The sequence below is a fragment of the Streptomyces sp. NPDC006193 genome, assembly GCF_040613915.1.
Taxonomy (GTDB): domain Bacteria; phylum Actinomycetota; class Actinomycetes; order Streptomycetales; family Streptomycetaceae; genus Streptomyces.
In genome coordinates, this window is record NZ_JBEXTB010000004.1 from 310,198 (window position 1) to 329,782 (window position 19,585).

Consider the following 19,585-nt stretch of genomic DNA (forward strand, 5'->3'; position numbering starts at 1 on the left):
GCCGCGCCCCGTCGGGGTGCGTGGACGCGGGCGTTGACGGGGGCCGCCCGGCGCAGGACGATCCGGGCATGGCGACCGAGGCGGACCGCGCGCTCCCCCGATTCCCGGACGGCTTCCTGTGGGGCGTCGCGACCTCCGCCCACCAGATCGAGGGGGCGGCCGAGGAGCGCGAGGCGTCCGTGTGGGACGTGTTCACGGCCCGGCCCGGGCGGGTGAAGGACGGCTCGACGGCGGCGGTGGCCTGCGACCACTACCACCGGTACCGCGAGGACGTGGCCCTCCTCGCCGGCCTCGGCGTGGACGCGTACCGCTTCTCCGTCTCCTGGCCCCGGGTCAACTCCCCCGGCGGCCTGGACTTCTACGACCGTCTGGTGGACGAGCTGTGCGCGGCCGGGGTACGGCCCGTCCCCACCCTCTTCCACTGGGACCTGCCCGCCTCGCTGGACTGGCTTCAGCGGGACACGGCCGCCCGGTTCGCGGACCACGCGGCCGTCGTCGCCGCCCGGCTCGGGGACCGCGTCACCACCTGGATCACCCTCAACGAACCCGCGGAGCACACCCTGCTCGGGCACGCGATCGGCGTGCACGCCCCCGGCGAGCGGCTGCTGTTCGACGCCCTCCCCGTCGCCCACCACCAGCTCCTCGCGCACGGCCTCGCCGTACGGGCCCTGCGCGCGGCCGGGGCGGCGGACATCGGCATCGCCAACTCCCACAGCCCGGTCCGGCCCGCCTCCGGCGACCCGGCCGACGTCGAGGCGGCCGGGTTCTACGACGTCCTGCTCAACCGGCTGTTCGCCGAGCCGGTCCTCCTCGGGCGGTACCCGGACCCGATGGTCGAGCTGATGCCCGCCGACGCGCAGGCCGATCTGGAGGCCGTCGCCGAGCCCGTCGACTGGTACGGCGTCAACTACTACGCGCCGGCCCGGGTGGGGGCTCCCGGAAGCGGTGGCGCCCCGTCCGGCGGGCCGCCCCTGCCGGACGGACTGCCCTTCCGGCTGCGGGAGATCGAGGGGCGGCCGGTGACCGACTCCGGCTGGCCGGTCGTGCCCGAGGGGCTGACGGACCTGCTGACGGGATTCCACGAGCGGTACGGCGACCGCCTCCCGCCCGTCGTCGTCACCGAGAACGGCTGCTCCTGCGAGGGGATCGACGACCAGGAGCGCATCGCCTACCTGGACGCCCATGTGCGGGCCCTGCACGACGCGCTGGAGGCGGGGGTGGACGTGCGCGGCTACTTCGTGTGGTCCCTGCTGGACAACTTCGAGTGGGCGGAGGGCTACGCCCGCCGGTTCGGGCTCGTGCACGTCGACCGCGACACGCTGGAGCGCACGCCCAAGTCCTCCTACCACTGGTTCCGGAACCAGCTGCGGGCCCGGCGCTGACCCGCCCCGCGTCCGGGGGCGGCGGCTCAGAGGGCTCCGGCGTCGCGGGCGCTCCACAGGGTCGGGAACAGCGGCCGGTAGCCGAGTTCGCGGCGGATGCGGTCGGTGGAGGCGATCCCGTACCAGGGGTCCGGGTCGGGGCCGTCCGCCGGCGGCTCCGCGCCGAGCAGCCGGTGGATCTCCAGCGTGGTGACGGGGGCGTCGTCGGCGATGTTGTAGACCCGGCCGTCGGCGCCCGGGGCGTACAGCAGGCGCATCAGGCCCTGGGCGGCGTCGGCGACGTGCACCAGGTGGTGCCGCTTGCCGGCCGGCTGGGTCGCGGTCCAGCGGGTGATGCCGGGCAGGTGCGGGTCGCCGTCGCCGTAGACGAACGCGAGGCGGCCCACCCGCAGGTCCAGCCCGTCCAGCGCCAGCAGTCCGAGCTCGGCCTCCCGCTTGGACTCCGGGTACGTCATCCACATCGGACCGCCCGGCACGGTGGGGTCGTCCTCCACGAGCGGCCGTCCGCGCCCGGTGCCGTACACCAGGATGGTGCTCGCCTGCACGAACCGCCGCACCCCGGAGGCGACGGCCGCCCGGCCCAGCTCCAGCGCCGCGTCCCGGTTGACCGCCCACACCTCCTCGTCCGGAACGCCCCGGAAGGAGGCCGCGATGTTGACGACGGCGTCCACTCCGGTGAGCGCCTTGCCGAGGACGCCGGTGTCGCGCAGGTCGCCGACGACGACCTCGGCGCCGAGGTCGGCGAGGCCGGCGGCACGGGTCTCGTCGCGGACGACCACCCGGACCCGTTCGTCCGGGCGGGCCTGGGCGAGCAGGCGGGGGACGAACCCGCGCCCCACCTGTCCGGTGGCTCCGGTGATCAGGGTCAGCATGGCGGTGCTCCTCTCGTCGGGAGCTCCAGCCTCCGCCGCCCGCCGCGGCGGCGGGAGAGACCTTCCGATCGGGGGACCGGCGGTCCCTGGATAAGCCCGCCGGGACGGCGCAGGCTGGAAGGGTGAACCGACCCGAGCTCGCCGACTTCCTGCGCCGCGGCCGGGCCCGCCTGGGCCCCTCCGACGTGGGCCTCGCCCCCGGCGCCCGCCGCCGCACCCCCGGACTGCGCCGGGAGGAGGTGGCCTCGCTGGCCGGGATGTCCGTGGACTACTACACGCGGCTGGAACAGGGCCGCGGCCCGCGCCCGTCGCGCCAGATGCTCACGGCGCTGGCGCGGGCGCTGCGGCTGAGCGAGGACGAACGCGACCACCTGTTCCACCTGGTGGGCGAGGAGCCGCCGCGCCGGGACACGCCCTCGGCGCACGTGCGGCCGGGACTGCTGCTGGTCCTGGACCGGCTGTACGACTCGCCGGCGCAGGTGGTCACGGACTGCGGCGAGGTGCTGGCGCAGAACGCGCTCGCCAAGGCCCTGGTCGGGGACGCGTCCGCGCGCCCACCGCGCGAGCGGAACCTGACGCGCCGGTTCTTCCTGGACCCCACGGCACGCGCCCTCTTCCCGCCCGAGGACTGGCCGGCCCACGCCCGCGACCACGTGGCCAACCTCCGCGCGGTGGCGGCGGCCCGGCCCGACGACCCGCAGCCGGCGGCCCTGGCGACCGAACTCCGTTCAGCCAGCGAGGAGTTCGCCCGGCTGTGGGACACGCACGAGGTGTCCCTGCGCCGCCTGTCCGGAAAACGCTTCCTGCACCCGGTGGTGGGCCTGCTGGAACTGGACTGCGAGGTCCTGCTGTGTCACGGCAGCCACCACCACCTCGTCCTCCACACGGCCCGCCCCGGCACGGACGCGCACGAGAAGCTCCAGCTGCTGCGGGTGGTGGGCCTGCAGGACATGGCCCCCCACACCGCCGGCTGACCGGTCGGGCCGCACCGCCACCCGGGGCCGGGCTCCTAGAACCCCAGCTTCCGCAGCTGCTTCGGGTCCCGCTGCCAGTCCTTGGCGACCTTGACGTGCAGGTCCAGGAAGACCGGGGTGCCGAGCAGCGCCTCGATCTGCTTGCGGGACTTGATGCCGACCTCCTTCAGGCGCTTGCCCTTGGGGCCGATGATGATGCCCTTCTGGCTGGGGCGCTCGATGTAGACGTTGGCGTGGATGTCCAGCAGCGGGCGGTCGGCGGGGCGGTCCTCGCGCGGGAGCATCTCCTCCACGACCACCGCGATGGAGTGCGGCAGCTCGTCGCGGACGCCCTCCAGCGCGGCCTCCCGGATCAGCTCGGCCACCATGACCTGCTCCGGCTCGTCCGTGAGGTCGCCCTCCGGGTACAGGGCGGGGCCCTCGGGCAGCAGGGGGATGAGCAGGTCGGCCAGCAGGTCGACCTGCTTGGACCCGACCGCCGACACCGGGACGATCTCCGCCCACTCGATGCCCAGCTCCTTGCCGAGCTGGTCGACGGCGATCAGCTGCTCGGCGAGGGCCTTGGGCTCGACCAGGTCGGTCTTGGTGACGACCGCGATCTTCGGGGTCTTCCTGATCCCCGCCAGCTCCTTGGCGATGAAGCGGTCACCGGGACCGATCTTCTGGTCGGCGGGCAGGCAGAAGCCGATCACGTCGACCTCGGCCCAGGTGGTGCGGACCACGTCGTTGAGCCGCTCGCCGAGCAGCGTGCGCGGCTTGTGCAGGCCGGGGGTGTCCACCAGGATCAGCTGGGCGTCCGGGCGGTGCACGATGCCCCGCACGGTGTGCCGGGTCGTCTGGGGGCGGTTGGAGGTGATCGCCACCTTCTGCCCGACCAGAGCGTTCGTGAGGGTGGACTTGCCCGCGTTGGGCCGGCCCACGAAGCAGGCGAAGCCGGCGCGGTGGACGGTCTTCGCCGGCTGCTCGGATGACTGGGTACGAACACTCATGCCGCCCATTCTCCCTGATCCGCGGAGCCCCGCCGTACCAGCCGCCGCACCAGCCGCCGGCACCGCCCCGGACCGTGAGCTTCCGGAAACCCGCGCGCAACGAAACGCCGTCGAAACACACCCGTAGGCGACCCGAAACGCACACCGGTGACCCTCTGACGAGCCCGCACACCGTTGGAGGCGCCCGTGACCCTCGCCGCACCCCACGCGAACACCGGCGACACCGCCTGGCTGCTCGCCGCGACCGCCCTCGTCCTGCTGATGACCCCGGGCCTGGCCCTGTTCTACGGCGGGATGGTCCGCACGAAGAGCGTCCTCAACATGCTGATGATGAGCTTCGTGTCGATCGCCCTGGTCACAGTGGTGTGGCTGGCGGCCGGCTACTCCCTGGCCTTCGGGGACGACGCCGGCGGCGGTCTCATCGGCGGCCTGCGGCACGCCGGCATGCGCGGCCTCGGCCCCGACAGCGTCCACGGCACGGTGCCGTCCCTCCTCTTCGCCGCCTTCCAGCTCACCTTCGCCGTCATCACGGCCGCGCTGATCAGCGGCGCGGTCGCCGACCGGACCGATTTCTCGGCGTGGTTGGTGTTCGTACCGGTGTGGACGCTGCTCGTATACGTTCCGGTCACCCACTGGGTGTGGGGCCCGGGCGGCTGGATCCTCGACCGGCTCGGCGCGCTCGACTTCGCCGGCGGCCTGCCCGTCGAGATCACCTCCGGCGCCTCCGGATTCGCCCTGTGCCTGGTCCTCGGGCCGCGGCTGGGCTTCCGGAAGGAGGCCATGCGCCCGCACAACCTGCCGATGGTGGTGCTCGGCGCCGGTCTGCTCTGGTTCGGCTGGTTCGGCTTCAACGCGGGCTCCGCGCTCGGCGCGAACGGCCTCGCCGCCGCCGCGTTCCTCAACACCCTCGCCGCCGGCTGCACCGGCCTGCTCGGCTGGCTCTTCGTCGAGCAGCGGCGCGACGGTCACCCCACCACCCTGGGCGCCGCTTCCGGCGCGGTGGCGGGCCTGGTCGCGATCACCCCGTCCTGCGGCGTGGTCTCCCTGCTCGGCGCGCTGGTCGTGGGCCTCGCCGCCGGGGTCGTGTGCTCGTACGCGGTGAGCTGGAAGTTCAAGCTGAACTACGACGACTCCCTCGACGTCGTCGGCGTCCACCTGGTCGGCGGCGTCGTCGGCACCCTGCTCATCGGGCTGTTCGCCGACAGGGCGATGACCGGCGGCCCGCAGGGGCTGCTGCACGGCGGCGGGCCCGCGCTGCTGGGCCGGCAGCTGCTGGCCGTGGTCGTCGTGGCGGGGTACGCCTTCGCGGTGACGTACGGCCTCGGCAAGCTGATCGACAAGGCGCTGGGCTTCCGGGCCGGCGAGGAGCAGGAGATCACCGGCCTGGACCTTACGGTGCACGCCGAGACGGCATACGATCACGGCGTCCTGGGCCACGGCGCCCCGGTCGCCTCGTCCGTCCCCGCCCCCGCCCCCGCCCCCGCCCCCGCCCAGAAGGTCACGCCCCCGGCATGAAGCTCATCACCGCGATCGTCAAGCCCCACCGTCTGGACGAGGTGAAGACCGCCCTGCAGGAGCGGGGGGTGCACGGCCTGACCGTGACCGAGGCGAGCGGCTACGGCCGCCAGCGCGGCCACACCGAGGTGTACCGGGGAGCCGAGTACCGGGTCGACCTGGTGCCGAAGGTCCGCATCGAGGTCGTCGTGGAGGACGCGGACGCCGACGGCGTGATCGACGCGATCGTCGGGGCCGCGCACACCGGCAGGATCGGGGACGGGAAGGTGTGGGCCGTCCCCGTCGAGACGGTCGTCCGCGTGCGGACCGGCGAGCGCGGACCCGACGCGCTCTGACCGGCGGACGGTCCCCCGCCCCGGTCGGCGCGCGCGGCGGGAACGGGCGGGCGGAACGGGCGGGCGGAACGGGCGGGCGCGCCGGAGCACGCGGGTCCGGGAGGCGCGGTCCCGCGGTGCGTCAGCCGGCGGAGACGGTGAGCCGGACGGCCCCGTCGGTCCCGGCGAGCAGCACCGGCGTCCCCGCGCCCCCGAGGTCGGCGACGGCGGCCAGGTCCTCGGCCGGCAGGGCCTCCGCCTCGCTCACCACCGCGGCCGCCTCCAGGGACCGGGCGCCCGAGGCCACGGCCATCGCCACCGCAGTGCGCAACGCGCTCAGCTTCAGCGAGGCGAGCTCCACGGACCCGGCGGCGTACGTGCGGCCGGTCTCGTCCCGTACCGCCGCCCCCTCGGGCACGCCGTTGCGGGCCCGCGCCGAACGGGCGAGGGTGACGATCTTGCGGTCCTCGGGGTCAAGCGCGCTGCTCTCGGTCATGTCCAGAGCATACGAAGCCCGGTCCGGCTCACCCCGCCACGGGGTACATCGCGCCCCGCCGCCCCTCCGGCGAGGCCGGCCACTCCGGCTTCGCCGCGGTGTCCGCCTCGCCAGCGGCGTGTGCAGCGCCCCTGGTCCTGCTGAACGCGCGCACCTGGCCGGTGTGGCCCGCCGCGGCCGCCGTGGGTGGGTCTCACGGTCGGCGTCCCGCTGCTCGGCGTCCTGGCCACCACCCACCACCTCCGGCGACCTGCGCGCCGTCCACCGCCGCCGTCCACCGCCGCCGTGCGGCGGGCGGCGGGCGGCGGGCGGCGGGCCGATCAGGGCCGGTCGAGGCGCAGGCGCTGCGCCCTCGGCAGACCGGCGACGACGAGGTCGTAGGAGTCCTCGACCAGCTCCTTCACGAGCCGGTCGGGCAGAGCGCCGTCGGCCGTCACCGTGTTCCAGTGCCGCTTGTTCATGTGGTAGCCGGGGACGATCAGCCCCTGGTGCTCGCCGCGGAGCCGGACCGCGTCCTCCGGGTCGCACTTGAGGTTGACCGTCAGGGGCCGCGCGTCGAGGTCCGTCAGCGCGAACATCCGCCCCAGCACCTTGAAGACCGAGATCTGCGGACCGAAGGGGAAGTCCTCCACCGCCGCCTCGAACGACAGGCAGAAGGCGCGCAGCTCCCGCGGGGTCACTCGGGCCTCTCCTCGCCGGCGACGGCCACGGGGACCGGCTCCACCAGCACCGTGACGATCTTGTTCCGGCGTCCGGCCGCGGCCTCCGCCGTCAGCTGGAGCCGGCGCCCGTCGGGCAGGTCGACCGCGGCGGACGCCCCGGCGATGGGCACCCGGCCGAGCGCCTTGGCGAGCAGCCCGCCGACGGTCTCCACGTCCTCGTCGTCGTACTCCTCCAGGCCGTACAGCTCGCCGAGGTCGGTGATGTCCAGGCGGGCCGTGACCCGGAACCGGTCGTCGCCGAGGTCCTCCACCGGCGGCAGCTCCCGGTCGTACTCGTCGGTGATCTCACCGACGATCTCCTCGAGGATGTCCTCGATGGTGACGATGCCGGCGGTGCCGCCGTACTCGTCGATGACGACGGCGACGTGGTTGCGTTCCTTCTGCATCTCGCGCAGCAGGTCCCCGGCGTTCTTGGTGTCCGGCACGAAGACGGCCGGCCGCATGGCCGTGGACACCAGGTCGCCCTCGGCGTCCCGGCTGATGTGCGTCCTGCGGACCAGGTCCTTCAGGTACACGATCCCGACGATGTCGTCCTCGCTCTCGCCGGTGACCGGAATCCGGGAGAACCCCGAACGCAGGGCGAGGGTGAGGGCCTGCCGGATGGTCTTGTAGCGCTCGATCACCACCAGGTCGGTGCGCGGCACCATCACCTCGCGCACGAGGGTGTCGCCCAGCTCGAAGACCGAGTGCACCATCCGCCGCTCGTCGTCCTCGATGAGCGACTCCTTCTCCGCGAGGTCGACCAGGGCGCGCAGCTCCGCCTCGGAGGCGAAGGGACCGCGCCGGAAGCCCTTGCCGGGCGTCAGCGCGTTGCCGATGAGGATCAGCAGCGACGGGATCGGCCCCATGACCCGGGCGAGCGGCAGCAGCACGTACGCCGCCGCGGTCGCCGTGTTGACGGGGTGCTGGCGGCCGATGGTGCGCGGGGAGACGCCGACGGCGACGTACGACACGAGCACCATCACGCCGATCGCGACGAGCAGCGCCTGCCAGGTGGCGGAGAACTCCTGCAGGCAGGCGTACGTCACCAGGGCCGCGGCGGCCATCTCGCAGGCGACGCGGACCAGCAGGGCCAGGTTGAGGTAGCGGGTGGGGTCGGCGGCGATCTGGGCGAGCCTGGCGCTGCCCCGGCGACCGGACTTCACGGCCTCCTCGGCGCGGAAGCTGGAGACCCGCGCCATGCCCGCCTCCGCGCAGGCGGCGAGCCAGGCGACGACGACCAGCGCGATCGCGCCGACCACGATCTGCGGACTCATCGAGGCGCTTACGAGACGGTCGGCGCCGGGGACGGCCCGGTCAGGCCGCGCTCGGCCCGCCACCCGTCCACGATGGCGGCCTGCAGGCCGAACATCTCCGCCTTCTCGTCCGGCTCCTCGTGGTCGTAGCCCAGCAGGTGCAGCACGCCGTGGACGGTGAGCAGCTGCAGCTCCTCGTCCATGGAGTGCTGCGTCGGCGCCTCCGCGCCCTGCTTGGCGGCGACCTCCGGGCACAGCACGATGTCGCCGAGCAGCCCCTGCGGCGGCTCGTCGTCGTCCTTCGACGGCGGCCGCAGCTCGTCCATCGGGAAGGACATGACATCGGTCGGACCCGGCAGGTCCATCCACTGCATGTGCAGCTGCTCCATGGCGTCGGCGTCCACGACGATCACCGAGAGCTCGGAGAGCGGGTGGATGCGCATCCGCGCGAGCGCGTAGCGGGCGATGTCGAGGATCGCCTGCTCGTCTACCTCGGTGCCGGACTCGTTGTTGACGTCGATCGACATGGGCGTGCTGGTCTACTTCCCCTTGGTGCGCTTGGCGCCGGACGTGCCACGGCCGCCCTTGGGGGCGCCGTTCGCGGTGCCGTACTTGCTGTCGTACTTCTCGTACGCGTCGACGATACGGCCCACCAGCTTGTGCCGGACCACGTCCTGGGACGACAGCCGGGAGAAGTGGACGTCCTCGACCCCTTCGAGGATCTCCTGCACCTGCCGCAGACCCGACTTCTGCCCGTCGGGCAGGTCGACCTGCGTCACGTCGCCCGTGATCACGATCTTCGAGTCGAAACCGAGGCGGGTGAGGAACATCTTCATCTGCTCGGGGCTCGTGTTCTGGGCCTCGTCCAGGATGATGAAGGCGTCGTTGAGCGTACGGCCGCGCATGTACGCCAGCGGCGCGACCTCGATGGTCCCGGCGGCCATCAGCCGCGGGATCGAGTCCGGGTCGAGCATGTCGTGCAGCGCGTCGTACAGCGGGCGCAGATACGGGTCGATCTTCTCGTAGAGCGTGCCGGGCAGGAATCCGAGCCGCTCGCCCGCCTCCACGGCCGGCCGGGTCAGGATGATCCGGTTCACCTGCTTGGACTGCAGGGCCTGCACGGCCTTGGCCATGGCCAGATAGGTCTTGCCGGTGCCCGCGGGGCCGATGCCGAAGACGACCGTGTGCTGGTCGATCGCGTCGACGTACCGCTTCTGGTTGAGGGTCTTCGGGCGGATCGTGCGCCCGCGCGAGGACAGGATGTTCTGCGTGAGCACCTGGGCCGGGGTCTCCGGGCCGTCGCTCGTCCCGTTCTCGCTCGCCTTGAGCATGGCGATCGAGCGTTCCACTGCGTCCTCCGTCATCGGCTGCCCGGTGCGGAGCACCAGCATCATCTCGTCGAACACGCGGGAGATCAGGGCGACGTCCACCGGGTCGCCCACCGCGCTGATCTCATTGCCCCGGACGTGGATGTCGGCCGCCGGGAAGGCCCTCTCGATCACGCGGAGGAGAGCGTCGCCGGAGCCCAGCACCGTCACCATGGGGTGCTGCGCGGGGACGGTGAACTGCGCTCTCGCCTGCTCCTGCGCGGGTGTGTGAGCTGTGGGTGTCTCTGTCATGGGCCGGCGCTTAAGGCCTGCGCTTCCTCCTCGTCACGGCCGCGCTGCTGGAGCGGCCTCGCGCTACCAAGAGTACGACGGGGGACCGACAACGCCGAAGGGCTTTTCCCACCGCGGCCTGTCACAGGGAGCGGCGGAAGCCGATGGTGGGAACCGCGCGCCGCAGCGGCCAGGGGCGGTCCAGTTCCGCGGGGACCAGGTCCTCCAGGAAGGCGTACCGCCGCAGCGCCGCCGGATCCTGCCCCTCGACCGACTGGACGCGCCGCCACCACGCCCCGATCTCCGACCACCCCGGCGCCGACAGCGACCCGCCGAACTCCTGCACCGACAGCGCCGCGGTGAGCCCCGCGAAGGCCAGCCGGTCCGCCAGCGGCCACCCGGCCAGGGTCCCCGTCACGAACCCGGCGACGAACACGTCCCCGGCGCCCGTCGGATCCAGCGCCTCCACGGCGATCGCCGGGACCTCCGCCGTCTCGCCGGTGCGCCGGTCCACCGCGTACGCCCCCTCCGCCCCCAGGGTCACCACCGCCACCGGCACATGCGCGGTCAGCGCACGCGCGGCGGCCCGCGGGCAGTCCGCCCCCGTGTACCGCATCGCCTCCTCCGCGTTGGGCAGGAACGCCTCGCAGTGCTCCAGGTCGGCAAGGCCGGCCAGGTCCCACGCGCCCGTCTCGTCCCAGCCGACGTCGGCGAAGACGCGGGTGCCCTCGCCGGCGGCCTGGGCGATCCAGGGCGAGCGGGCGCCGGGCGTCAGGGAGGCGACGGCCGCACGCGCGCGGGGCGGGCAGTCCGGCGCCGTCTCCTCCTGCGGCGGCTCGTGCCCGTGGGAGACCATCGTCCGCTCGCCCTCGTAGGCCATGGAGACGGTCACCGGCGAGTGCCAGCCGGGCACGGTGCGCGAGGCGGACAGGTCGATGCCCTCGCCCTGCGCCAGGGCGTCCCAGCAGTACTCGCCGTAGTGGTCGTCGCCGAAGGCCGCGGCGAGGGAGGTCCTCAGGCCGAGCCGGGCCAGGGCGGTGGCCATGTTGGCGACCCCGCCGGGGCTGGAGCCCATGCCCCGGGCCCAGGACTCGGTGCCGCGGACGGGCGCCGAGTCCAGGCCGGTGAAGACGATGTCCAGGAAGACCGTCCCGGTGAGGTAGACGTCCCACGGCGGGTCGCCGGGGGCGCGCAGCGCGGCGAGCGGGTCGATCCGGGCGTCGCGGCGCGCCGCCTGCGTCAGGTGTTCCGGTTCCTCTCCGGTGACGGTGTGCAACGGGGTCACGGTGCGCTCCCTGAGGTGGTGCGGTTCTGGCCAGTGTGCACCAGGCCGCCGCACCGGCACGCCGTGCGGCGCCGGTCACCAGCGGGGCATCACCGGCGCCCGCCGGCCCGGCTCGGCCACCCGCATCGCGGCCGCGTCGTCGCGGTCGCGCAGCGCGCCGTCGTCCTCGGCCCACCGCCGGTGCAGCCTGGCCAGCTCGTCCCGGTCCAGCTCCACGCCGAGGCCGGGCGCGTCGGACACCGCGACCCGGCCGCCTTCGAGGACGAGCCGTTCGGTGAGCACGTCCTCCGCCTGCCAGGGGTAGTGGGTGTCGCACGCGTGGCGCAGGCCGGGGAGCGTGGCCGCCACCTGGGTCATCGCGGCCAGGCTGATCCCGAGGTGCGTGTTGGAGTGCATGGACACCTCGACCCCGAAGGCGGCGCACACCGCGGCGAGGTGCTGGGTGTTGCGCAGCCCGCCCCAGTAGTGGTGGTCGGAGAGGACGACCTGGACGGCGCGGCGCGTGAACGCCTCCTCGATCTCGCCGAAGGACGTCACGCACATGTTGGTCGCGAGGGGGACCGTCGTGCCGGCGGCCACCTCGGCCATGCCGGGCGTGCCGAGCGTCGGGTCCTCCAGGTACTCCAGGACGTCGGCCAGTTCCTCCGCCGCCTTCAGCGAGGTGGCGACCGACCAGGCTCCGTTGGGGTCGAGCCGCAGGGGGCGTCCGGGGAAGGCGTCGGCGAGCGCGCGGACGGCGGCGATCTCCCGGTCGGGCGGGAAGACGCCGCCCTTCAGCTTGAACGAGCCGAAGCCGTGGCGCTCGGCGAGGACGCGTGCCTGCTCCACCACTCCGGCCGGGTCGAGGGCGGCGCCCCACGCGTCGGGTTCGGCCGGGACGCCCGCCGGGTGCCCGGCCCATTTGTAGAAGAGGTAGGCGCTGTACTCGACCGTGTCGCGGACCTTGCCGCCGAGCAGGGCGTGCACGGGCAGCCCGAGCGCCCTGCCCTGGGCGTCGAGACAGGCCACCTCGAAGGCGGAGAGCACGGACAGCCGCACCTTGCCGGCGCTCTGCACCCCGCGCAGGCCGCCGGCGTCCGGCCGTCCCTCGACGCGGGAGGCGTCCACGGGGAGGTCCAGCCCGAACAGCCCGTTCACGTGCGTGACCGACCGTCCGGTGAGCCGTCCGGCCAGCGACCGGGCCGGCTCCAGGTACCGCGTGTCGCCGTAGGTCTCGCCGAGCCCGGTGACGCCGTCGGCGGTCACCACCTCGACGATCAGCCGGGGGGTGTACGGCTGGTGGACGCCCTGGGTGTTGAGCAGCGGCGGGTCGGCGACCAGGATCGGCGTCAGCCGTACCTCGGCGATGGTCAGGTCACGGCGCACAGGGGGCTCCCACGAGGTCGGGTGCGGCGGCAGGGCGGAACCTTCGGACCGGCGGGGCCGGCGGGTGCGGGGCGGCGGCCTCGCGGCGGAAGGGGCGGGAGGGGCGGGAGGGGACGGCCGCCCTGCGGCGGAAGGAGACGCGTGCGGGCCGCGGCGGCAGGCGACCGGCGGGACCCGGGTCCGGCGGTGGGCGTTGGAGCCCCTCCCGCGGCCGCCGGGCCGCGTTCCGCCGAGCCGGATCGCCGCCCACGTGACCGACTCAAGCGTGAATGCCGTCCACATACCGGAACAGAGGCTAGAGGCTCGCGCTCTCCCCCGCCATCCCCGGACACCGGCGTGACCGGATCACGCCGGCCGCGGTTCCCGGCCACCGGCCCTGTCCGGCGCCCGCCTACGGCGCCTCGTCGCCGAACTCGTACGCGTCGACCTCGGCGAGGCAGCGCGCCCTGCGCTCCTCGTCGTCCTCCAGGAAGGAGGCGAGGAAGGAGTTCCGGGCCAGTTCCCGCAGCCGGTCCTCGCCCAGGCCCAGCTCCGAGCGCACCGCCGCGAAGTTGTCGCCCACGTACCCGCCGAAGTACGCCGGGTCGTCGGAGTTCACCGTGCACAGCAGGCCGGCGTCGAGCATGGCCGGCAGCGGGTGCTCGGCCAGGGCGCCGACGGCACGCAGCCGGACGTTGGACAGCGGGCACACGGTGAGCGGCACCCGGTCCCGGACCAGCCGCTCGACCAGCGCCGGGTCCTCCATGCAGCGCAGGCCGTGGTCGACGCGCTCCACCCCGAGGACGTCCAGCGCCTCGGTGATGTACTCCGGCGGTCCCTCCTCGCCGGCGTGCGCGACACGGCGCAGCCCGAGCGCCGCGGCGGCCTCGTACACCTCCCGGAACTTCGCCGGCGGATGCCCGGCCTCGGCGGAGTCCAGGCCGACCCCGGTGATCCGGTGCAGATGGGGCTTCGCCGCCTCCAGGGTGGCCAGCGCCGACTCGGCGGACTCGTCCCGCAGGAAGCACATGATCAGCTTCGTGGAGATCCCGTACCGCTCCACGCTGTCGCCGAGCGCCCGCCACAGCCCCTCGACGACCGTGCCCATGGCCACGCCCCGGGCGAGATGCGCCTGCGGGTCGAAGAAGATCTCGGCGTGCCGCACGCCCTGCGCGGCGGCGCGGGCGAGGTAGGCGTCCGCCAGGTCGGCGAAGTCCTGCTCGGTGCGCAGGACGGCCATCAGCTCGTAGTACAGGTCGAGGAAGGACTGGAGGTCCTCGAACCGGTAGGCGCGGCGGAGGGCGTCCGTGTCGGCGTAGGGCAGTTCGACGCCGTTGCGCGCGGCCAGCTCGAACGCCAGCTCGGGCTCCAGCGTTCCTTCGATGTGAAGGTGCAGTTCTGCTGTGGGGAGGGGCATCGAAGCATCGTACGGGCGCTTCACCGGCGTTTCGGAACCGGTACCCGCAGCAGGTCGCGGGCCACGGTCAGCTCCCCCTCGAAGCCCGCCGCCCGCGCCTGCCGCTCGAAGTCCCCGGGATCGGAGTAGCGCTGGCTGAAGTGGGTGAGGACGAGGTGCCGCACGCCCGCGTCGCGTGCCACCGCGGCGGCCTGACCGGCGGTGAGATGCCCGTGCTCCACGGCGAGGGCGATGTCCTCGTCGAGGAACGTGGACTCGATGACGAGCAGGTCGCAGTCCTCGGCGAGCGCGTGGACGCCGTCGCACAGGCGGGTGTCCATGACGAACGCGAACCGCTGCCCGCGCCGCACCTCGCTGACGTCCTCCAGCGTCACGTCCCCGAGCCGGCCGGCACGCTGGAGCACCCCGACGTCCGGGCCCTTCACGCCGTGCGCGGCGAGCCGGTCGGGCAGCATGCGGCGGCCGTCGGGTTCGACGAGGCGGTAGCCGTAGGACTCGACCGGGTGGGAGAGCCTGCGGGCTTCCAGGGTGTAGGACGGGGTCACCGCGAGGACGCCGTCGGCGGCGACCGGGGCCTCGGTGAGCTCGACCGTCTCCCGGTAGGCGGTCGCGTACCGCAGGCGGTCGAAGAAGCGGCGGCCGGAGCGCGGATAGTGCGCGGTGACCTCGTGCGGCACCCGGTCCAGGTTGATGCGCTGGATGACTCCCGCGAGGCCGAGGGAGTGGTCGCCGTGGAAGTGCGTGACGCAGATCCGGTTCAGGTCGTGGGCGGCGACCCCGGCGCGCAGCATCTGGCGCTGTGTGCCCTCGCCGGGGTCGAACAGGATGCCCTCGCCGTCCCACCTCAGCAGGTAGCCGTTGTGGTTGCGGTGCCGGGTCGGGACCTGGCTGGCGGTGCCGAGGACCACCAGTTCACGGACGGACATGGGGACTAACCGGGGGGCCATTCCAGGCCACGGCCACCGAGGACGTGGGCGTGGGCGTGCCAGACGGTCTGCCCGGCGCCGGAACCGGTGTTGAAGACGAGGCGGTAGCTGTCCAGCTTCTCCTCGTCGGCGACGGCCTTGGTCTCGGCGAGGACGTCGGCGGCCACCTGGGGCGCTTCGGCGGCGAGGGCCGCGGCGTTCTCGTAGTGGGCCTTGGGGATCACCAGGACGTGGGTGGGGGCCTGCGGGTTTATGTCCCGGAACGCCACGGTCGTCTCGGTCTCGCGGACGATCGTCGCCGGGACCTCGCCCGCGACGATCTTGCAGAACAGGCAGTCGTTCCGCGGTTCGCCGGCCATACGCTGCGCTCGCTTTCGCCGTTGATCGGTACGGGGGCATCGTAGTCGGTCGGGCGCGGGTCGTCCGGGTTCGCCCGCGCGGCCGCCCGCCCCCGTCAAGTCGGCAGACCCGGCGGGGACTTCGCGGGCGTCGACGCCAGGGCCTCCAGCGCGAGCGCGATGGCCGCGTCGAGCTGCGCGTCCGTGCCGGAGGCCCAGTCCTGCGGCCGCTGGACGACCTCCACGTCCGGGTCCACCCCGTGGTTCTCCACGTCCCAGCCCACGCCCTCCAGCCACATCGCGTACTTCGGCTGCGTGACCAGGGTGCCGTCGACCAGGTGGTAGCGGCTGTCGATGCCGATGACGCCGCCCCAGGTTCGGGTGCCGACGACCGGGCCGATGCCGAGGGCCTTGACGGCCGCGTTGACGATGTCGCCGTCGGAGCCGGAGAACTCGTTGGCGACGGCGACGACCGGGCCGCGCGGTGCGTCCAGGGGGTAGCTGGTGGGGCGCATGCCGCGCGGCAGGTCCCAGCCGATGATCCGGCGGGCCAGTTTCTCCACCACGAGCTGGGAGGTGTGGCCGCCGCGGTTCTCGCGGACGTCGACCACCAGGCCCTCCCGGGCGACCTCCACGCGCAGGTCCCGGTGGATCTGCGCCCAGCCGGGGGCCTGCATGTCGGGGACGTGGAGGTAGCCGAGCCGGCCGCCGGAGGCCGCGTGGACGTGGGCGCGGCGGTCGGCGACCCAGGCGTGGTAGCGCAGCGGTTCCTCGTCGGCGACGGGCACGACGACCGCGTGCCGGGGTTCGCCGCCCGCGGCCGGGGAGACGGTCAGCTCGACGGGGTGGCCGGCCGTGCCGGCCAGGAGGGGGCCGGGGCCCGTCACCGGGTCGACGGGATGGCCCGCCACGGCGATGATCGCGTCGCCCGGGCGGACGGCGACGCCGGGTGCGGCGAGCGGGGAGCGGGCGTCCGGGTCGGAGGTCTCCGAGGGCAGGATGCGGTCGATGCGCCAGCTGCCGTCCTCGTGGCGGGAGAGGTCGGCGCCGAGCAGCCCGTGCCGGGGCCCGGTGGGGCCGCCGCGCGGGGAGACGTAGGCGTGCGAGGTGCCGAGCTCGCCGTGCACCTCCCACAGCAGGTCGACCAGGTCGCTGTGGGTGGCGAGGCGGCCGAGCAGCGGACGGTAGCGGTCGAGGACGCCGTCCCAGTCGACGCCGCCGAGGTCGGGCCGCCAGTAGTGGTCGCGCATGAGGCGGCCGGTCTCGTCGTACATCTGCCGCCACTCGGCGGCCGGGTCGACGGTCTGGCGGACGCGGGCCAGGTCCACGGTGACGCTGGTGTCGCCGTCGTCGTCGGCGCCGGCGCGGCGGTCGCCGGGCACGACCCGCAGGCGGCCGCCGGTCCACAGCAGGACGCGCCGGCCGTCGCCGCTGACCTCGAAGTGGTCGGCGTCGGAGGCGAGGTGTTCCAGGCGGCGCTGGGCGAGGTCGTAGCGTTCCAGCTCGGTGTGCGGGTCGGGGTCCTCGGGGTGGGCGCGGGAGGCGCCGAGCACCCCCTGCACGGGGTGGCGCAGCCACAGGACGCCGTCCTTGGCGGCGCGCAGCGTCGAGTAGCGGCCGGCCTCGACCGGGAAGGGCACGATCCGGTCGGCCAGCCCCTCGAGGTCGATGCGGGTGGCGGGGGCGCCCTCGCTGTCGGGGGTCTCGTCCTTGTCGGGGGTCTCGAAGGGGCGGCCGTGCCGCTGCGGGCCGAACGGGGACGGGGTGGCGGCGGCGAGCGTGATCAGGTGCGGGCGGGCGCCGACCACGAACGCGAGGTCGAAGACGTGTTCGTCGTAGACCGGGTCGAAGGCGCGGTTGGAGAGGAACGCGAGGTGCTTGCCGTCGAGGGTGAAGGCGGGGGCGTAGTCCTGGAAGCGCAGCGGGGTGGCCTCGGTGACCGACAGGTCGGTGGTGTGGGCGACGCGCAGCTGCGAGAGCGGGCGGGGGCCGGGGTGGGCCCAGGCGAGCCAGGCGGAGTCGGGTGAGAAGGCGAGTCCGCTGACCTCGCCGTCGTCGCTGCGGTCCACCTCGCGGACCTCGCCGGTCTCGCGCTCGACGAGCAGCAGCCGCCCGTCGTGCGCGGCGACGGCGGCCCGGCTGCCGTCCGGCGCCATCACCAGCTCCAGGACCCGGCCGAGCTGCCCGGCGGCGAGCCGGCGGGGCGGGGCGCCGGGCACGGTGCCGGTCGCGGGGGCGAACTCCAGGGCGTCGTCGCCCTCGGCGTCGGTCACCCACACCGCCCACTCCTCGCCCTCGGCGCGGAAGGCGCGCGGCATCCGGGCGCGGACGCCCGGGGCGGCGGCGAGGGCGCGGGCGGGCCCGAAGCGGTGGGTGACCCAGTGGATGCCGCCGCGCACGCAGACGGCGCTGCCGCGCGCGGTGTGGTCGGGGGACGCCTCGCCGAACCAGCGGGAGGCGTTGACCGGGTACGGCCGCAGGTCGACGCGGGGTCCGCCGAGCCGGACGTCCAGGCGGCGCGGCTCGGCGCCCTCCAGGTCGTCCAGCAGCCACAGTTCACCGGCCGAGGCGTACACCAGCCGGCTGCCGTCGCCGGCGGCGTGCCGGGCGTAGAAGCCCCCGAGGGGCGTGTGCCGGCGCAGGTCGGAGCCGTCGGCGAGGGAGGAGTAGACGGCTCCGGTGCCCTCGTGGTCCGAGAGGAACGCGATGCGCTCCCCCACCCACACCGGGCACTCGATGTTCCCGGCGAGGTCCTCGTGCAGCCGTGTGAACTCCCCGCCGCCCTCGCGGTCGATCCACAGCTTGCCCGCCGTGCCGCCCCGGTAGCGCTTCCAGTGGGCGGCCTCCCGGCCCATCGGCGCGGACAGCAGCACGGTGGCCGGCCCCGGCGCCACGTCCCCGACCGGGCCGTACGGCAGGGTCTCGGCCGGTCCGCCGTCCAGCGGGACGGCGTGCGCCCAGGTGTGCCGGAAGCTGTGCCGGCCGTGCGCGCCGAGTGCGAGCACCCGCCCGTCCGCGGTCCAGCCGCGCACCTCGGTGCGGCGGTTGCCCCAGTGCGTCAGCCGACGGGCGGGGCCCCCGTCGACCGGGGCGACGTGCACCTCCGGAGCGCCGTCCCGGGTGGAGGTCCAGGCGAGGTGGCGGCCGTCCGGTGACATCCGGGGCAGCCACACCGGCCTGTTGTCGGCGCTGACCCGCCAGGCCCGGCCGCCGTCGAGCGGTGCCAGCCAGACGTCGTCCTCGGCGACGAACGCCACCAAGTCGCCGTGCAGATGCGGGAATCGGAGATAGGCGGACGTTCCCGTGGTTCCCGCCGAAGCGCCCTGAGTCACCCCGTCACTCTACGCAGCGCCGCCCCGCCTGCGCTCCCGGTTCCCGTCACTTGCCGTGGACGGGTCGGCAGGCGGGGTTGTCCTGGCACCAGATGGTCCGGGTGACGGTGACGGTCACCGTGGGCTCCGCCCCGCCCCCGCCCCCGGCCGGCGGCCGGTACGTCGGCGCGGGGGTGGCGTCGCAGTCGCCGAGTCCGCTGACGTGGAAGACCTGTCTGCCGCCGACCTTCGCGGTCAGGTCGCCGCGCACACAGGCGCCGTCGACGGCCCTGGTCACCCGACCGGTGACCGAGATGTCCCGCCCGTCGCGGGTCTCGCCCCGGCAGTCGACGGAGACGACGGCGGACTCGGCCGGCGAGGGCGAGCCGCTCCTGCCGTCGTCACCGGATCTGCCGGTGCAGGTCAGCCAGTTGACGTCCACGCTGCGCCGTTCCAGCGCGGCGGTCGCGGTCCGGTCGGTGGTGTAGGCGACGGTCGCCGACCCCAGGCCGCCCGGATCGCAGGCCGCCACGGCCCCGGCGGCCACCACGACGAGCCCCGCCGCGGCCAGCGCCCGCGGCCCGCTCCGTAACCCTTCGAATGCCCCCATGCACGGCAGCGTGCCACCGGCCCGGTCGGCGCGGAAGGCCGCATACGGCCAGTCACCCGTTCGGCGGGGACCGGGTACCGCGCCCGGGCGCGGCCACGGGGGCCGGCGAGCGGCGTCACGGGGGCGCCGCTGCTCGCGGTGAGCGGCGTCACGGCGGCGCCGCTGCTCGCGGTCGGCCGCGCGGCCGCAGCCGCTTCTGCCGCTCGACCGGATCGCCCTTCCGGGGCCTCGGGGCGGGCCACGCGCATGCGGTCGGT

General features: G+C 74.3%; 18 protein-coding genes and 1 pseudogene. 4 read left to right on the forward strand and 15 right to left on the reverse strand.

What is annotated here, in order from left to right:
• Nucleotides 1-68 precede the first annotated feature (68 nt).
• Nucleotides 69-1,382: a GH1 family beta-glucosidase gene (locus tag ABZ261_RS06805; protein WP_356856036.1), complete on the forward strand. Its 1,314-nt coding sequence runs from the start codon at nucleotides 69-71 to the stop codon at nucleotides 1,380-1,382.
• 26 nt (nucleotides 1,383-1,408) lie between these two features.
• Here the strand turns inward: ABZ261_RS06805 and ABZ261_RS06810 are convergent, their stop codons facing one another.
• Nucleotides 1,409-2,254 (reverse strand): NAD(P)-dependent oxidoreductase, encoded by an 846-nt coding sequence (locus tag ABZ261_RS06810; RefSeq protein WP_356856038.1) that lies wholly within the window; start codon nucleotides 2,252-2,254, stop codon nucleotides 1,409-1,411.
• A 122-nt stretch (nucleotides 2,255-2,376) separates the two neighbouring features.
• Between ABZ261_RS06810 and ABZ261_RS06815 the strand changes: the two genes are divergently transcribed.
• The gene (locus tag ABZ261_RS06815) at nucleotides 2,377-3,228 is read left to right on the forward strand and encodes a helix-turn-helix transcriptional regulator (protein WP_356856040.1); all 852 of its coding nucleotides are present in this window, start codon (nucleotides 2,377-2,379) and stop codon (nucleotides 3,226-3,228) included.
• A 35-nt stretch (nucleotides 3,229-3,263) separates the two neighbouring features.
• Here the strand turns inward: ABZ261_RS06815 and era are convergent, their stop codons facing one another.
• Nucleotides 3,264-4,217 carry a GTPase Era gene (gene era, locus ABZ261_RS06820; protein ID WP_356856042.1) on the reverse strand — a complete coding sequence of 318 codons (954 nt, stop codon included), beginning with the start codon at nucleotides 4,215-4,217 and terminating at the stop codon, nucleotides 3,264-3,266.
• Nucleotides 4,218-4,403: 186 nt separating this feature from the next.
• On the opposite strand from era, the gene ABZ261_RS06825 reads away from it, so the two are divergent.
• Nucleotides 4,404-5,732 carry an ammonium transporter gene (locus ABZ261_RS06825; RefSeq protein WP_356856044.1) on the forward strand — a complete coding sequence of 443 codons (1,329 nt, stop codon included), beginning with the start codon at nucleotides 4,404-4,406 and terminating at the stop codon, nucleotides 5,730-5,732.
• The gene (locus ABZ261_RS06830) at nucleotides 5,729-6,067 is read left to right on the forward strand and encodes a P-II family nitrogen regulator (RefSeq protein WP_356856046.1); all 339 of its coding nucleotides are present in this window, start codon (nucleotides 5,729-5,731) and stop codon (nucleotides 6,065-6,067) included. Before ABZ261_RS06825 ends, ABZ261_RS06830 begins: the two co-directional genes overlap by 4 nt.
• A 121-nt stretch (nucleotides 6,068-6,188) precedes the next feature.
• Here ABZ261_RS06830 and ABZ261_RS06835 read toward each other — a convergent pair whose 3' ends face one another.
• From ABZ261_RS06835 to ABZ261_RS06895, 13 genes and pseudogenes are all read right to left on the reverse strand, one after another.
• The gene (locus ABZ261_RS06835; RefSeq protein ID WP_356856048.1) at nucleotides 6,189-6,542 is read right to left on the reverse strand and encodes a cytidine deaminase; all 354 of its coding nucleotides are present in this window, start codon (nucleotides 6,540-6,542) and stop codon (nucleotides 6,189-6,191) included.
• A gap of 28 nt (nucleotides 6,543-6,570) precedes the next feature.
• A pseudogene (locus ABZ261_RS06840) lies at nucleotides 6,571-6,668 on the reverse strand (XRE family transcriptional regulator); the annotation flags it as partial.
• A 194-nt stretch (nucleotides 6,669-6,862) separates the two neighbouring features.
• Nucleotides 6,863-7,222: an MmcQ/YjbR family DNA-binding protein gene (locus ABZ261_RS06845; protein ID WP_356856050.1), complete on the reverse strand. Its 360-nt coding sequence runs from the start codon at nucleotides 7,220-7,222 to the stop codon at nucleotides 6,863-6,865.
• Nucleotides 7,219-8,520: a hemolysin family protein gene (locus ABZ261_RS06850; RefSeq protein ID WP_356856052.1), complete on the reverse strand. Its 1,302-nt coding sequence runs from the start codon at nucleotides 8,518-8,520 to the stop codon at nucleotides 7,219-7,221. The genes ABZ261_RS06845 and ABZ261_RS06850 overlap by 4 nt, the downstream gene beginning before the upstream one ends.
• 8 nt (nucleotides 8,521-8,528) lie before the next feature.
• Entirely contained in the window at nucleotides 8,529-9,026 is a 498-nt protein-coding gene (gene ybeY / locus ABZ261_RS06855) for an rRNA maturation RNase YbeY (RefSeq protein WP_356856054.1), read from the reverse strand.
• Nucleotides 9,027-9,038: 12 nt separating this feature from the next.
• Nucleotides 9,039-10,118 carry a PhoH family protein gene (locus tag ABZ261_RS06860; RefSeq protein WP_356856056.1) on the reverse strand — a complete coding sequence of 360 codons (1,080 nt, stop codon included), beginning with the start codon at nucleotides 10,116-10,118 and terminating at the stop codon, nucleotides 9,039-9,041.
• A 121-nt stretch (nucleotides 10,119-10,239) separates the two neighbouring features.
• Nucleotides 10,240-11,340: a PfkB family carbohydrate kinase gene (locus ABZ261_RS06865; RefSeq protein ID WP_356856160.1), complete on the reverse strand. Its 1,101-nt coding sequence runs from the start codon at nucleotides 11,338-11,340 to the stop codon at nucleotides 10,240-10,242.
• 117 nt (nucleotides 11,341-11,457) lie between these two features.
• On the reverse strand, nucleotides 11,458-12,747 hold the full coding sequence (locus ABZ261_RS06870) for a glucarate dehydratase family protein (RefSeq protein WP_356856057.1): 1,290 nt from the start codon (nucleotides 12,745-12,747) through the stop codon (nucleotides 11,458-11,460).
• Nucleotides 12,748-13,138: 391 nt separating this feature from the next.
• Nucleotides 13,139-14,143, reverse strand: coding sequence for an adenosine deaminase (locus ABZ261_RS06875; protein WP_356856059.1), 1,005 nt, complete (start codon nucleotides 14,141-14,143; stop codon nucleotides 13,139-13,141).
• Nucleotides 14,144-14,163: 20 nt separating this feature from the next.
• The gene (locus tag ABZ261_RS06880; protein WP_356856061.1) at nucleotides 14,164-15,069 is read right to left on the reverse strand and encodes a ribonuclease Z; all 906 of its coding nucleotides are present in this window, start codon (nucleotides 15,067-15,069) and stop codon (nucleotides 14,164-14,166) included.
• Nucleotides 15,070-15,074: 5 nt separating this feature from the next.
• Nucleotides 15,075-15,428, reverse strand: coding sequence for a histidine triad nucleotide-binding protein (locus ABZ261_RS06885; RefSeq protein WP_356856063.1), 354 nt, complete (start codon nucleotides 15,426-15,428; stop codon nucleotides 15,075-15,077).
• Nucleotides 15,429-15,523: 95 nt separating this feature from the next.
• Complete coding sequence (locus tag ABZ261_RS06890; RefSeq protein WP_356856065.1) at nucleotides 15,524-18,739, reverse strand: PDZ domain-containing protein; 3,216 nt, start codon at nucleotides 18,737-18,739, stop codon at nucleotides 15,524-15,526.
• A gap of 46 nt (nucleotides 18,740-18,785) precedes the next feature.
• Complete coding sequence (locus ABZ261_RS06895; protein WP_356856067.1) at nucleotides 18,786-19,328, reverse strand: hypothetical protein; 543 nt, start codon at nucleotides 19,326-19,328, stop codon at nucleotides 18,786-18,788.
• Between the last annotated feature and the right edge of the window lie 257 nt (nucleotides 19,329-19,585).